At 62.3% G+C, this 14,044-nt stretch carries 10 protein-coding genes; 7 read left to right on the forward strand and 3 right to left on the reverse strand.

The genetic code is table 11. The annotated features are described in order from the left end of the window. The first annotated feature begins 1 nt into the window (after position 1). The 5 genes from DMY87_RS06110 to DMY87_RS06130 all read left to right on the forward strand — a co-directional run bounded on the left by DMY87_RS06110 (position 2) and on the right by DMY87_RS06130 (position 6,255). The gene (locus DMY87_RS06110; RefSeq protein ID WP_110790432.1) at positions 2 to 1,075 is read left to right on the forward strand and encodes a BMP family ABC transporter substrate-binding protein; all 1,074 of its coding nucleotides are present in this window, start codon (positions 2 to 4) and stop codon (positions 1,073 to 1,075) included. A 146-nt stretch (positions 1,076 to 1,221) separates the two neighbouring features. Then, positions 1,222 to 1,974, forward strand: a complete 753-nt coding sequence (locus DMY87_RS06115; protein ID WP_110790433.1) for a FadR/GntR family transcriptional regulator — start codon at positions 1,222 to 1,224, stop codon at positions 1,972 to 1,974. Between the two features lie 77 nt (positions 1,975 to 2,051). Further along, positions 2,052 to 3,413 carry a bifunctional UDP-N-acetylglucosamine diphosphorylase/glucosamine-1-phosphate N-acetyltransferase GlmU gene (gene glmU, locus DMY87_RS06120; RefSeq protein ID WP_110790434.1) on the forward strand — a complete coding sequence of 454 codons (1,362 nt, stop codon included), beginning with the start codon at positions 2,052 to 2,054 and terminating at the stop codon, positions 3,411 to 3,413. Positions 3,414 to 3,550: 137 nt separating this feature from the next. Continuing rightward, positions 3,551 to 5,377, forward strand: coding sequence for a glutamine--fructose-6-phosphate transaminase (isomerizing) (glmS, locus tag DMY87_RS06125; protein ID WP_110790435.1), 1,827 nt, complete (start codon positions 3,551 to 3,553; stop codon positions 5,375 to 5,377). Between the two features lie 143 nt (positions 5,378 to 5,520). Beyond that, positions 5,521 to 6,255 carry a DUF502 domain-containing protein gene (locus DMY87_RS06130; RefSeq protein ID WP_245408839.1) on the forward strand — a complete coding sequence of 245 codons (735 nt, stop codon included), beginning with the start codon at positions 5,521 to 5,523 and terminating at the stop codon, positions 6,253 to 6,255. Between the two features lie 17 nt (positions 6,256 to 6,272). Here the strand turns inward: DMY87_RS06130 and recG are convergent, their stop codons facing one another. Then, positions 6,273 to 8,378 carry an ATP-dependent DNA helicase RecG gene (gene recG / locus DMY87_RS06135; protein WP_110790436.1) on the reverse strand — a complete coding sequence of 702 codons (2,106 nt, stop codon included), beginning with the start codon at positions 8,376 to 8,378 and terminating at the stop codon, positions 6,273 to 6,275. Between the two features lie 96 nt (positions 8,379 to 8,474). Here recG and DMY87_RS06140 point away from each other — a divergent pair, with 96 nt between their 5' ends. Both DMY87_RS06140 and mfd read left to right on the forward strand, forming a co-directional pair. Continuing rightward, positions 8,475 to 8,789 (forward strand): FAD assembly factor SdhE, encoded by a 315-nt coding sequence (locus tag DMY87_RS06140; protein WP_110790437.1) that lies wholly within the window; start codon positions 8,475 to 8,477, stop codon positions 8,787 to 8,789. Between the two features lie 6 nt (positions 8,790 to 8,795). Further along, positions 8,796 to 12,302: a transcription-repair coupling factor gene (gene mfd / locus DMY87_RS06145; protein WP_425353483.1), complete on the forward strand. Its 3,507-nt coding sequence runs from the start codon at positions 8,796 to 8,798 to the stop codon at positions 12,300 to 12,302. A gap of 29 nt (positions 12,303 to 12,331) precedes the next feature. Here mfd and DMY87_RS06150 read toward each other — a convergent pair whose 3' ends face one another. Continuing rightward, positions 12,332 to 13,267, reverse strand: a complete 936-nt coding sequence (locus DMY87_RS06150) for a DMT family transporter (protein ID WP_110790439.1) — start codon at positions 13,265 to 13,267, stop codon at positions 12,332 to 12,334. 57 nt (positions 13,268 to 13,324) lie between these two features. Beyond that, positions 13,325 to 13,996: a DsbA family oxidoreductase gene (locus DMY87_RS06155; protein WP_110790440.1), complete on the reverse strand. Its 672-nt coding sequence runs from the start codon at positions 13,994 to 13,996 to the stop codon at positions 13,325 to 13,327. Positions 13,997 to 14,044 lie beyond the last annotated feature (48 nt).

Genomic DNA, 14,044 nt, shown 5'->3' on the forward strand with positions numbered 1-14,044 from the left:
TATGAAGAACTTCCTCTTCGCGCTTGCTGCATCTGCAGCCGCCATTGTCGGCGTCGCGGCGCCGGCAGCCGCTCAGGACAAGACCAAGATCTGCTTCGTCTATGTCGGCTCGAAGACCGACGGCGGTTGGACGCAGGCCCACGAACTCGGCCGCACCACGCTGCAGGAGCATTTCGGCGACAAGATCGAAACGCCTTATCTTGAAAACGTTCCGGAAGGCCCGGATGCCGAACGCGCCATCGAGCGCATGGCCCGCTCCGGCTGCGCCGTCGTCTTCACGACCTCCTTCGGCTTCATGGACGCCACCCTGAAAGTCGCCGAAAAATTCCCGGACGTGAAGTTCGAGCATGCCACCGGCTACAAGACCCTGCCGAACGTCGCGACCTACAACTCGCGCTTCTATGAAGGCCGCTTCATCAACGGTCAGATCGCCGGCAAGATGTCGAAGAACGGCGTTGCCGGTTACATCGCCTCCTTCCCGATCCCGGAAGTCGTCGGCGGCATCAACGCGTTCCTGCACGGCGCCCGCACCGTGAACCCTGAGTTCAAGCTGAAGGTCATCTGGGTCAACACCTGGTTCGACCCCGGCAAGGAAGCCGACGCCGCCAAGGCTCTGATCGACCAGGGCGTCGACGTTTTGACCCAGCACACCGACACGACGGCACCGATGCAGGTTGCCGAAGAACGCGGCATCAAGGCCTTCGGTCAGGCCTCCGACATGATTGCGGCAGGCCCGAAGGCCCAGTTGAGCTCGATCGTCGACACCTGGGGCGCGTATTACATCAAGCGCACCCAGGCGATCCTCGACGGCACGTGGACCTCGCAGCAGACCTTCGACGGCCTGAAGGACGGCATCCTGACCATGGCGCCGTACACCAACATGCCGGATGACGTGAAGGCGATGGCGATGGAGACGGAAGCCAAGATCAAGTCCGGCGAATTGAAGCCGTTCTCTGGCCCGATCAACAAGCAGGACGGCACGCCGTGGTTGAAGGAAGGTGAATCCGCTGATGACGGCACCATTCTCGGCATGAATTTCTACATTGAAGGCGTCGACGACAAGCTTCCGCAGTAAACGAATATCGTCATATCTGTCTGGGAAGGGGCGCTTCGGCGCCCTTTCTTGTTTCTGCGTCAAAATGGAACAAATGAATCGCAAACACTCTTCACCGTTATAGAACCTTCGTATAAGAGCCGCAAAGAATGCTGGAGGTGCCGGTTATGCGTAGGGATGAAGTTCGCGATCTGAAGGCTACCACGCTGCTGCGGACAAGCCATTCCAAAGTGGTCGATCAAATGGGCCACGCCATCGTGTCAGGCGCTTACGCGGTCGGCGAAACCCTGCCGGGGGATAGTGAACTGGAGGAGCGGTTCGACGTGTCGCGCTCCGTGCTGCGCGAAGCGATGAAGACGCTGACAGCCAAGGGTCTCGTCGTGGCAAAGTCACGGGTGGGAACCCGCGTGACGGAGAAGTGTCACTGGAACCTGCTCGACGAAGACGTTCTGCACTGGCATTTTCGCGCCGGAGTGAGCGCCGAATTCCTCAACCACCTCTATGATGTGCGCCTCGTGCTTGAACCGGCGGCGGCGGCTTTGGCGGCAACCAATGCTTCCGCCGAGGATTGCGGCGAGCTGCGCCACTATGCGAACGCCTTGGGTGCTTCCAACCTGTCCTACCGCCAGCAGGTGGAGGCTGATCTGAAGTTTCACGTTCTGATGTTCATTGTCAGCGCCAATCCGTTCATGGAAAGCATGATCGGATTCATCAAGACCTCGCTCGATGGTGCCTTCACGCTGGCCTATAGCCAACATGGCAATCACCCGCGCGATGGAATCGCGCTCTCTCATCTGGCGATCGTCGATGCCATCGAACGGAAGGATTCCACGGGTGCCTGCGACGCCATGCGCCACGTGATCGAACTCGGTCGACAGAGCGCGATTGCCGCCCTCAGCAGGCCCTCCGCCCGGGGCTGAACACGCGGCGATTAAGGCTTGCGGGTGCAGGATCGGGGCGCTACTGAAAATGCGCCGTCATTCCCCTGGAGTAAACCATGACCCGTCAATGCCTTGCCGTCGTCCTCGCCGCTGGTGACAGTACCCGCATGAAATCGTCGATGTCCAAGGTTTTGCATCCGGTCGCTGGCCGTCCGATGATTGCCCATGTGATGGCGTCGATCGCTGCGTCCGGCGTCTCCGACGTTGTGCTTGTCCTCGGCCGGGATGCAGAGAAAGTGGCAGCGGCTGGCAAGCTCGATGGCATGGCCGTTGACAGCGTGCTTCAGACGGAACGGCTCGGAACGGGCCACGCGGTGCTCACCGCACGCGAGGCGATTTCTCGCGGTTATGACGATATCCTGGTGGCCTACGGCGATGTCCCCCTGATCACAGCGGCACCACTGAAAGCCGCGCGCGAGGCGCTTGCGGCCGGAGCCGATGTCGTTGTCATAGGCTTCCACACGGATAATCCCACCGGTTATGGCCGGCTTCTGGTTGAGAATGGCGAACTTGTCGCGATCCGCGAGGAAAAGGACGCGACCGATGCCGAGCGTGCGGTCACATGGTGCAACAGCGGGCTGATGGCGATCAATGGCAAGAAGGCGCTCGATTATCTGAAACGCATCGGCAATGCCAATGCCAAGGGTGAGTACTACCTGACGGATGTCGTTGAGATCGCCCGTGCCGACGGTGGCCGCGTCGTGGCCGTCGATGCGCCGGAAAGCGAGCTGACCGGCTGCAACAACCGCGCCGAACTCGCTGTCCTGGAGCGCATCTGGCAGGAGCGGCGGCGCCACGAACTGATGGTGTCGGGTGTCACGATGATCGCTCCCGAAACCGTCTTTCTCAGCCACGACACGGTAATCGGTCAGGATGCCTTGATCGAGCCCAATGTCGTCTTTGGCCCTGGCGTCACCGTCGAGGGCGGCGCTGTGATCCATGCCTTCTCGCATCTCGAAGGCGCACATGTCGCGGCCGGCGCGACGGTGGGACCGTTCGCCCGTCTGCGCCCGGGGGCCAATCTTGCGGAAGGCGCCAAGGTCGGCAACTTCTGCGAAGTGAAGAAGGCAGACATCGGCAAGGGCGCCAAAGTCAACCATCTGACCTATATCGGCGATGCGACTGTTGGTGCCGAGACCAATATCGGTGCCGGCACGATCACCTGCAACTACGACGGCGTCAACAAGCATGAGACGATCATCGGGGCAGGGGCGTTTATCGGCTCCAACTCCTCGCTTGTCGCTCCCGTCACCATCGGCGATGGCGCGCTGATTGCATCCGGTAGCGTGATTACCGAAGACGTGCCAGCGGACGCTTTGGCCTTTGGTCGTGCTCGCCAGGAGCTCAAGCCAGGCCGCGCAAAAGTCATTCGCGAGCGCAATCTTGCGATCAAGGCTGCGAAGAAAAGCGCCCAGTAAAACAGCAACGGCTAACCTCACGACTCGTTATGCTGCGTTGCATTACGGGACGAAATGCAATTTGACCTGTGGCCTGATTGCCTATTGCGGCAAAACCGCTAGGGAAAAAGCCGTAAGAATTCGGAACGGAGAATTTCATGTGCGGCATTGTTGGCATCGTCGGTAACAAGCCCGTGGCCGAGCGTCTCGTCGACGCCTTGAAGCGGCTCGAATATCGCGGCTATGATTCCGCCGGTGTCGCCACGATCCATGACGGCAAGCTCGACCGCCGTCGCGCGGAAGGCAAGCTGTTCAATCTCGAAACGAAGCTCGCCGGAGATCCGCTGCCCGGCAATATCGGCATCGCCCACACCCGCTGGGCAACCCACGGCATTCCCAACGAAACCAATGCCCATCCGCATTTCGTCGAGGGCGTTGCCGTCGTGCATAACGGCATCATTGAGAATTTCTCCGAAATCAAGGACGAACTTTCCGCCGAAGGCGCGGTCTTCTCGACCCAGACCGACACGGAAGTTGTGGCCCAGCTCCTGGCGAAATACCGTCGTGATGGACTGGGCCGCCGCGAAGCCATGCACAAGATGCTGCAGCACGTGACGGGTGCCTATGCACTGGCCGTGGTCTTCAACGACGATCCCTCGACCATCATGGCGGCCCGCTCAGGCCCGCCGCTCGCCATCGGTTATGGCGACGACGAAATGTTCTTGGGCTCAGATGCGATCGCGCTTTCGCCCTTCACCAATCGCATCGCCTATCTGCATGATGGTGACTGGGCGATCCTCGGCAAGCAGGGTGCCCATGTCTTCGATCTCGACGGCAACCCCGTCGACCGTCCGATCCAGATCTCCTCGGCCAGCGCCTACATGATCGACAAGGGCAACCATCGTCATTTCATGGAGAAGGAGATCTACGAGCAGCCCGAGGTCATCTCCCACTCTCTGTCGCATTATGTCGATCTGGCCGAGCATACGGTGCGCCCGATGGAGGGGGGCATCGACTTTGCCTCGGTGAGCGGCCTTGCGATCTCCGCTTGCGGCACCGCCTATCTTGCCGGCCTCGTCGGCAAATACTGGTTCGAGCGTTATGCTCGCCTGCCGGTCGAAATCGATGTGGCCTCGGAATTCCGTTACCGCGAAATGCCGCTGCGGCCGGATCAGGCTGCCCTCTTCATCTCCCAGTCCGGCGAAACCGCCGATACGCTGGCGTCGCTGCGCTATTGCCGTGACAACGGCCTGAAGATCGGCGCCGTGGTCAATGTCAAGGAATCGACCATCGCCCGCGAGTCGGATGCGATTTTCCCGATCCTCGCCGGTCCCGAAATCGGCGTCGCCTCGACCAAGGCTTTCACCTGCCAGCTCGCCGTACTCGCGTCTCTCGCCGTTGCCGCCGGTCGCGCCCGCGGCACACTGACGGAGGTCGAGGAAAAGCAACTGGTGAAGAGCCTGTCCGAGATGCCGCGCATCATGAGCCAGGTGCTGAATGCTGTTCAGCCACAGGTCGAGGCCCTGTCGCGCGATCTGTCGAAATTCAAGGACGTGCTCTATCTCGGCCGTGGCACGAGCTATCCGCTGGCACTGGAAGGGGCGTTGAAGCTCAAGGAAATCTCCTACATACATGCCGAAGGTTATGCCGCCGGTGAGCTGAAACATGGACCGATTGCCCTGATCGACGAAAACATGCCGGTCATCGTGATCGCACCCTTCGACCGTTTCTTCGAAAAGACCGTGTCGAACATGCAGGAAGTGGCAGCGCGGGGCGGCCGGATCATCTTCATCACCGACACCAAAGGCGCGGCGGCCTCCAAGCTCGAGACCATGGCAACGATCGTGCTGCCAGACGTGGCTGAGATCATTTCGCCCATGGTCTATTCGATTCCGATCCAGCTGCTCGCCTATCATACGGCGGTCTTCATGGGCACGGACGTCGACCAGCCCCGCAATCTGGCCAAATCGGTCACAGTTGAGTGAGGCAACGGGTGATGTGAGGCGCGAACCGCGCGGACTGCGGCGGTTCGGTGCCACACATCCCAGATCTAGCTATTGCACGACCCGGTCGGCTCGGTCATTGTCGCGCCTATCGACGCATTCCCGCATCGCACAATGACGGTTCCATGAGCGATATTTCGGACAAGATCTCGATGGCGACCCGGCTCAGGAACAACTTCCTGACTGGCCTGATCATCTGCGCGCCGATGGCCATCACCATCTATCTGACCTGGACCTTCATCCACTGGGCCGACAGCTGGGTGAAGCCCTATATCCCGGATCGCTACAACCCGGAATCCTACCTGAAGTTTGCAGTCCCCGGCACCGGTCTGTTGATTGCGCTTCTCTTCATCACCCTGGTCGGTTTTCTCGGCCGCAACCTGATCGGTCGCTCGATCGTCCGCTACAGCGAAAACATCCTCAACCGCATGCCGCTGGTGCGCACCGTCTACAAGAGCACAAAACAGATATTCGAGACGGTGCTGAAGGAGCAGGGCACGTCCTTCAAGAAGGTTGGCCTGATCGAGTTTCCGCGCGCCGGCACCTGGGCACTGGTCTTCATCTCCTCCGATGCCAAGGGAGAGATCGCCGTCAAGCTCAACCAGAATGGCGAGGAAATGGTTGCCGTCTTCCTGGCCCCGACACCGGTCCCGACCGCCGGTTTCCTCATGTTCGTGCCGCGCAGCAAGCTCATGCTTCTCGACATGACGCCGGAAGAAGGCGTGAAGCTGTTGATCTCTGCCGGCCTCGTAACGCCCGACTACAAACCGGCCGAGCCGGCAGCCGTCATGCAGGCTCTGGTCGAAGGCGCGGTGAACGAGCCCACGCTCTCTGAAGATCGCATCGCCCGACGTCAGTAATCGACCTTGAGGGGCCGTCAGCCTGCATGCAGGAAACGGATCGCCTCGTCGCGGCGATGCAGATAGAGCAGCGTGCGCACCGCCTCTCCACGTTCGGAGGTCAGTTCGGGATCTCGATCCAGCAGATAGGCCGCATCCTTGCGGGCAATCTCCAGCAGGTCGCCGTGATGCTCCAGACTGGCGATCTTGAACCCAGGCGTGCCGGACTGCCGCGTCCCCAGCAATTCCCCTTCGCCGCGCAGTTTCAGATCCTCCTCGGCGATCAGGAAGCCGTCCTCCGAATCGCGCAGGATCGACAGGCGCGCCTTGCCGGTTTCGCCAAGCGGCCCCTTGTAGAGGAGGATGCAGCTTGATGCCTCGTCGCCACGCCCGACACGGCCGCGCAACTGGTGCAACTGCGCAAGGCCGAAGCGCTCGGCATGTTCGATCACCATGATTGTAGCATCGGGCACGTCGACGCCGACTTCGACGACGGTCGTCGCCACCAGTAGCCGCGTCTCGCCATTCTTGAAGGCGAGCATGGCGGAATCCTTCTCCGGCCCCGCCATGCGCCCATGCACCAGCCCGATCGGCGCCTTGATGAACTGCGCCAGCACCGCCTGCCGCTCTTCCGCCGACATCAGCTCGCTTTCTTCCGTCTCCTCCACCAGCGGGCAGATCCAGTAGGCTTTCTTGCCCTCGGCAATGGCGGAGCGCAGCCGTTCGATGACATCGGGTACACGCTCGGTCGGCACGGTCACCGTCTGGATCGGCTTGCGGCCGGCCGGCTTCTCGGTGAGCTTGGAGACGTCCATGTCGCCGAAGGCGGCCAGCACCAGCGTGCGCGGGATCGGCGTGGCCGTCATGACAAGCATATGCGGCGAGATGCCCTTGGAGGTCAGTCTGAGGCGCTGATGCACGCCGAAGCGATGCTGCTCGTCGACCACGGCCAGCGTCAGGTTCCTGTAGGTCACCGTGTCCTGGAACAGCGCATGGGTGCCGATGATGATCTGTGCCTCGCCGGAAGCGATGTGCTCGAGGATTGCCTCGCGCTCTTTGCCCTTGGTGCGCCCCGTCAGAACCTCGATCCTGAGGCCAGCAGGCGCGCCAAGTTTCAAGAGCGTCGCATGATGCTGCCGCGCCAGAATTTCCGTCGGCGCCATCAGGACCGCCTGTCCACCGGCTTCCACGGCCGCCGCCATGGCGAACAGCGCGACCAGCGTCTTGCCGGCGCCCACATCCCCCTGAACCAGCCGCAGCATGCGCTGGTCGGACGCCATGTCCTTCAGGATCTCCTCGATCGCCACCACCTGGCTGTTGGTCGGCGTGAAGGGCAGGGCGGCGCGGATCTTGTCGCTGAGTTCTCCGGTCGGCTTGATTGGCACGCCTGGCACCCGCCGCAGCTTCTGCCGCACCAGCGCGAGCGACACCTGACCGGCGAGAAATTCGTCATAGGCAAGACGTCTTCGCGCCGGAGCCTGGGGATCGATGTCCTTCTCGTCGCGCGGATTGTGGAGCGCGACGAGGCTGTCGCGAACGCCGGCAAAGCCTTGTTTTGTCACAAGCGCGGGATCTGCCCATTCCGCAAGCTCCGGCATCTTCTCCACGGCCGCTTCCACCGCCTTGCGCAGCACCTTGGGTCCGAGCCCCGCCGTTAGCGGATAGACCGGCTCGACCAGCGGCAGGTTCTCCGCCTCGCTCGCCTTCACCATCAGGTCGGGATGCACCATCGAGGGCCGACCGTTGAACCAGTCGACCTTGCCCGAGACCATCACGGTCTCGTCGACCGGCAGGGCCTTTTCCAGCCAGTTGCCCTTGACCCGGAAGAAGGTGAGCGCCAGTTCCCCGGTCTCGTCATGCAGCATCACGCGATAGGGCATGTTGCTCTTGCCGTTCGGCGGCGGCAGGTGTCGGTCGACGCGGCCGGTGATCGTGACCAGCGCGCCCTGTTGCGCATAGGCGATGCCCGGCTGGTGGCGTCGGTCGATCAGCCGGTGCGGCGCGAGAAACAAGAGGTCGACCACCCGCGCATCCTCCGCATCCTCGCGCCCGAGCAGGGTCGCAAGCAACTGGGCGAGCTTGGGGCCGACTCCGGTGAGGGACGCGACGGAGGCAAAGAGGGGATCGAGCAAGTGAGGGCGCATGATGCGGGCAAAATGCCTCGGGAATTGCACCCTTGGCAAGCTGACAATTGCGAAAGCCTGCTCTATAGAGGCGCGAAGACCTGGAAGGATCTACCGATGACTGGACTGGTGAGAAGCAGTGCCGACCTTGATGCGCGCCGGCGGCGTATCCTGTTCCGTGCCTGGCATCGCGGCATCCGCGAAATGGATCTGATGCTCGGCCAGTTCTGCGAGGCCGAGATCGGGCAGCTCACCGACGAGCAGCTCGACGAACTCGAGCACATCATGGCCGAGGAGGACAACGATCTCGTCCGCTACATTACCGGCGCCGAAGCGGTGCCGCCCCATCTCCAGACGCCGCTGTTCGAACGCATTGCCGCCCTCCGGCCGGATTTTTCGCCGGTCACGGGTGACGAAACCTTCGCAAAGTAACCGATGATGTCCCTGATCGATGTGAAGCGGATTGTCGACGCCCAATCCGCGCTGACGCTCTCCCATGTGCCCGACGGCATGGATGCCTTCATCCTTGCCGAACTCGCGCGCGAGGGTCGGCCTGTTGCCTATGTCGTCTCCGACGGGCAGCGGCTGCAGAACCTCGAACAGACACTCAGCTTTGCCGCCCCCGACATTCCAGTCATGAGCCTGCCGGCTTGGGACTGTCTGCCATATGACCGCGTCTCGCCCTCGGCCGACGTTTCCGCCCGCCGGCTGTCGGCGCTGTCGGGGTTGATTTCGCTCACCCACAAGCCGCATCCAGCCATTGTTCTGGTCACCGTCAATGCGATGCTGCAGAAGCTTGCACCTGCCGAGACAATCGAGAGCCTGGGATTTTCGGCACGCCCCGGTAATCAGGTCCGTATGGACGACATTGCCCTGCGCCTGGAACAGAACGGCTTCGACCGCGTCGCGACCGTGCGCGAGGTCGGCGAATTCGCCGTCCGGGGCGGCATTCTGGATGTCTTCGTGCCCGGTTCGGAAGAACCCGTTCGTCTCGATTTCTTCGGTGATACGCTCGAAAGCATCCGCTCTTTCGATCCGGCGAGCCAGCGCACCATCGGTCAGGTTCGCTCTCTCGATCTCAACCCGATGAGCGAGGTGACGCTGACGCCGGAGACCATCAGCCGTTTCCGCAAGAACTACCTCTCGCTGTTCGGCGCTGCGACCCGCGACGACGCGCTCTATGCTGCCGTTTCCGAAGGGCGCCGCTATGCCGGCATGGAGCACTGGTTGCCGCTCTTTCATGATCGGCTGGAGACGGTCTTCGACTATCTGCGCGGCTTCCGTATGGTCATCGACCACACCGTACGTGAAGCGGCCGAAGAGCGCACCAAACTGATCCGCGACTACTACGAGGCGCGGCTCAATTCTGCGACGCCGGGCAAGGGCCATCTCTCCCAGGGCACGCCCTACAAGCCGGTTCCGCCGGAGCGGCTCTATCTCGGCGCCGGTGAATTCGGCAAGACGCTCGACGCCTTTGATCCCATCCGAATCACGCCCTTTGCCGAGCACGGCGGCGAAAGCCGGATTGTGATCGAGATCGATGCCCGACCAACGCCGCGCTGGGCAAAGTCTGCCAACGAAGCCAGCGAGGAAGGCAATCGCACCAACGTCTTCGGCCAGGCCGTCACCTATATCGCCGACAAGCGCGCCGCTGGCGCCAAGGTGGTGGTCTCCGGCTGGTCGGAAGGCTCGCTTGACCGCCTGCTGCAGGTACTCGCCGAACACGGCCTCGAAAAGCTGGTGCCGGTCGCAGCCCTGAAGGATGTCGACAAGCTGAAGAAGGGGGAGGCAGGCACCGCCGTCCTCAGTCTCGAAGGCGGCTTCGAGGCAGGCAATCTCGTTGTCATCGGTGAGCAGGACATTCTCGGCGATCGCATGGTCCGCCGCTCCAAGCGCCGCAAGCGCGCCGCCGATTTCATCTCCGAGGTCGCCGGCATCGACGAAGGCTCGATCGTCGTCCATGCCGAACACGGCATCGGGCGTTTCGTCGGCCTGCGCACCATTGAGGCCGCAGGCGCCCCGCATGCCTGCCTCGAATTGCGCTATGCCGACGACGCCAAGCTCTTCCTGCCGGTCGAAAACATCGATCTGCTCTCGCGTTACGGCGGCGAGGCAACCGAGGTCCAGCTCGACAAGCTGGGCGGCGGCGCCTGGCAGATGCGCAAGGCCAAGCTCAAGAAGCGCCTGCTCGATATGGCAGGTGCCCTGATCCGCATCGCTGCCGAACGCATGACCCGGTCTGCCCCCGTGCTCACCACCCAGGAAGGCCTCTACGACGAATTCGCAGCCCGTTTCCCCTATGACGAGACGGAAGACCAGGAAACGGCGATCGAATCCGTCCGCTCCGACCTCGGCGCCGGCCGCCCCATGGACCGTCTCGTCTGCGGCGATGTCGGCTTCGGCAAGACGGAAGTGGCGCTGCGCGCCGCCTTCATCGCCGCGATGAACGGCATCCAGGTCGCCGTCGTCGTGCCGACCACGCTGCTCGCCCGCCAGCATTTCAAGACCTTCTCCGAACGTTTCCGTGGCCTGCCGATCCGAATCCAGCAGGCCTCTCGCCTCGTCGGCACGAAAGAGCTGAACCTCGTCAAGAAGGAGGTCGCCGAAGGCAAGACCGATATCGTCGTCGGCACGCATGCGCTGCTCGGCTCCGGCGTCAATTTCGCCAATCTCGGTCTCCTGATCATCGACGAGGAGCAGCATTTCGGCGTCAAGCACAAGGAACGGCTGAAGGAGCTGAAGTCGGACGTCCACGTCCTGACCCTTTCGGCAACCCCGATCCCGCGCACCCTGCAGCTCGCCATGACCGGCGTGCGCGAACTCTCGCTGATCACCACGCCGCCGGTCGACCGCATGGCGGTCCGCACCTTCATCTCGCCGTTTGATCCATTGGTCATCCGCGAAACGCTGATGCGCGAGCATTATCGTGGCGGCCAGAGTTTTTATGTCTGCCCGCGTCTGTCAGACCTCGCCGACATCAAGAGCTTCCTCGACGAGAATGTCCCGGAGCTGAAGGTCGCCGTCGCCCATGGCCAGATGGCCGCCGGTGAGCTCGAAGACATCATGAACGCCTTCTATGAAGGCCGCTACGACGTGCTGCTCTCCACCACGATCGTGGAATCGGGTCTCGATGTGCCGACAGCCAACACGCTCATCGTCCACCGCGCCGACATGTTCGGGCTCGCCCAGCTCTACCAGATCCGCGGCCGCGTCGGCCGCTCCAAGGTGCGTGCCTTCGCGCTGCTCACGCTGCCGGTCAACAAGGTGCTGACGGCAGGTGCCGAGCGGCGTCTCAAGGTCCTGCAGTCGCTCGACACGCTCGGCGCAGGTTTCCAGCTGGCGAGCCACGACCTCGACATCAGAGGCGCCGGCAACCTGCTCGGCGAAGAACAGTCCGGCCATATCAAGGAAGTCGGCTTCGAGCTTTATCAGCAGATGCTGGAAGAGGCGGTCGCCGAGGTGAAGGGTGTCGATGAGGTCCACGACACCGGCTGGTCCCCGCAGATCCAGGTCGGCACATCGGTGATGATCCCGGACGATTACGTGCCCGACCTGCACTTGCGCCTCGGTCTCTATCGCCGCCTCGGCGAGATCACCGAATTGAACGAGATCGATGCCTTCGGCGCCGAGATGATCGACCGCTTCGGCCCCATGCCGATCGAGGTCCAGCATCTGTTGAAGGTCGTCTACATCAAGGCGCTCTGCCGCAGGGCCAATGTCGAAAAGCTGGAAGCCGGCCCCAAGGGCGTCGTCGTCCAGTTCCGCGGCAAACAGTTTCCCAATCCGGCAGCGCTGGTCGGCTATATCGCCAAGCAGGGCACGATGGCGAAGATCCGGCCCGACCACTCGGTGTTCCTGACCCGCGACCTGCCGACACCGGAAAAGCGGCTGTCAGGCGCGGCTGTGGTCATGACGCAGCTGGCGGAACTGGCGAAGACGGGGTGAGGAGAGGGCGGGCACTCGCCCTGTTCACACTAGCTCTCGGACTGTTCCGGCTTGATCGCGAGCGCAGCATCTGTCTTGCCCGCTACCGGCGGCGGGAGGGCCACACCGCGCTTACGCTCTCTCGTCAGCGTCAGAAGCCCCGATCCCACAATCAGCGCGATGCCGATCGCCATCGGCGAATCGACCTTGTCGCCGAAGACGAGGTAACCCAGCAGGATCGCCCAGAGCATCTGGCTGTACTGGATCGGCCCGACGATCGGGGCAGGTGCATAAAACGACGCCAGCATCATGAACACATTGCCGACGGCCTGAAAGAGACCGAAGGCGGCGAGCAGCATCAGGTCATAGCCGTCGGGCGCCTGGAAGTCTGGCAATGAAAATGCCGCACAGATGATCACACTGCCGAGCAGGCCGGCGCCATAGAGCGAGATATTCCGCTCTTGCGGGCCCATGGCACGGAAGATGATGATCGTGATGGCGCCGGCAAAGCCCGAGATCAGCGCTGCCAGATGGCCGATTTGCAGCTCGCGAAAGCCTGGTCTGAGGACAACGAGCACGCCGAGGAAGCCGATCAGCACGGCCGCCCAGCGCTTGATACCCACCTGCTCCTTGAGGAAGATCACCGACATGATCGTCGCGAAACTCGGGAGCAGGAAGATCAGGCAGAAGGCTTCCGCCATCGATAACTGGGTGAACGCGATGATGCTGCCGACCGTGCCGACGGCCGAACAGACGAAGCGCAGGCCCCAGAGTGGCCAGTTGGTGCTGCGCACCAGATCCGTATAGCGGTCGCCGCGCTTCATCAGGAAGGGGATGGCAAGGAACCCGAACAGGCTGCCGATGAAACCGGCCTCGAAGGGCGGCACACGGCCCTCGACGAGCTTCACCGAGGCGTCGCTGAAGGAATAGGCGGCAAAACAGATGAAGGCGAGCAGGACGCCTTTGAAGGTCGTGTCTGAAGACAAGATGCTGATCCCGGGGAGGAGGTTACCTCACCGGGATAGTTGTGTTCGCCCAAAGCGTCAATTCAGATTGCGCAGTGCCTCGGCTTTCGCCTTGGCGATTTCGCGCAGCGCATTGGCGAGTTCCGCCGGCGGTTGGGCGCCGCTCACAGCATATTGCTGGTCGAAGATGAAGAAGGGCACGCCATTGACGCCCATCTGCTTGGCGGCCTCGACTTCCGACAGCACGTGGCTCACGTCCGCATCGCCGGCCAGCAGCGATTCGATCACCGGGCGTGACAGCCCGGCTTCGGTTGCGATGTCGAGGAGCACCGCCGGGTCGCCGACATTCCGGCCCTGCTCGAAATTGGCCTTGAACAGAAGGTCGACGACGCGCCCCTGCGTCTCGCGGCTCTCCTGGCCGGCCCAGTGGATCAGCCGGTGCGCATCGAGCGTGTTCGGGCCGATCTTGATCGCATCGAAATCGAACTGGATGCCGACCTCGGCACCAAGCGCGCGCAGCTGCGCATGACCGCGATCCATGTTCTCCTTGCCGCCCAGCTTCTTGGCGAGTTCCACCTGCTGGTCGACACCCTCGGGCGGGTAGTCGGGGTTAAGCTGATAAGGGCGCCAGTTGATGTCGACGCTCACTTCGTCCTGAACCTCCGCCAGCGCCAGTTCCAGTCGCGCCTTGCCGAGATAACACCAGGGGCAGACAACGTCCGATACGAGGTCGATGGTGATGCGGTCCATGATGTCTTCCTTCCTGGGGCGAGGCTCGGCTGTGATCCGTCACTTAAA

This window comes from Peteryoungia wuzhouensis, assembly GCF_003205195.1.
GTDB classification, from domain to species: domain Bacteria; phylum Pseudomonadota; class Alphaproteobacteria; order Rhizobiales; family Rhizobiaceae; genus Allorhizobium; species Allorhizobium wuzhouense.

Coding starts and splice junctions, on each gene's coding strand:
- glmS (WP_110790435.1), top strand. CDS start 3,551: ATGTGCGGCATTGTTGGCATCGTCGGTAACAAGCCCGTGGCCGAGCGT.
- DMY87_RS06115 (WP_110790433.1), top strand. CDS start 1,222: ATGCGTAGGGATGAAGTTCGCGATCTGAAGGCTACCACGCTGCTGCGG.
- recG (WP_110790436.1), bottom strand. CDS start 8,378: ATGCGCCCTCACTTGCTCGATCCCCTCTTTGCCTCCGTCGCGTCCCTC.
- mfd (WP_425353483.1), top strand. CDS start 8,796: ATGTCCCTGATCGATGTGAAGCGGATTGTCGACGCCCAATCCGCGCTG.
- DMY87_RS06140 (WP_110790437.1), top strand. CDS start 8,475: ATGACTGGACTGGTGAGAAGCAGTGCCGACCTTGATGCGCGCCGGCGG.
- glmU (WP_110790434.1), top strand. CDS start 2,052: ATGACCCGTCAATGCCTTGCCGTCGTCCTCGCCGCTGGTGACAGTACC.
- DMY87_RS06130 (WP_245408839.1), top strand. CDS start 5,521: ATGAGCGATATTTCGGACAAGATCTCGATGGCGACCCGGCTCAGGAAC.
- DMY87_RS06110 (WP_110790432.1), top strand. CDS start 2: ATGAAGAACTTCCTCTTCGCGCTTGCTGCATCTGCAGCCGCCATTGTC.
- DMY87_RS06155 (WP_110790440.1), bottom strand. CDS start 13,996: ATGGACCGCATCACCATCGACCTCGTATCGGACGTTGTCTGCCCCTGG.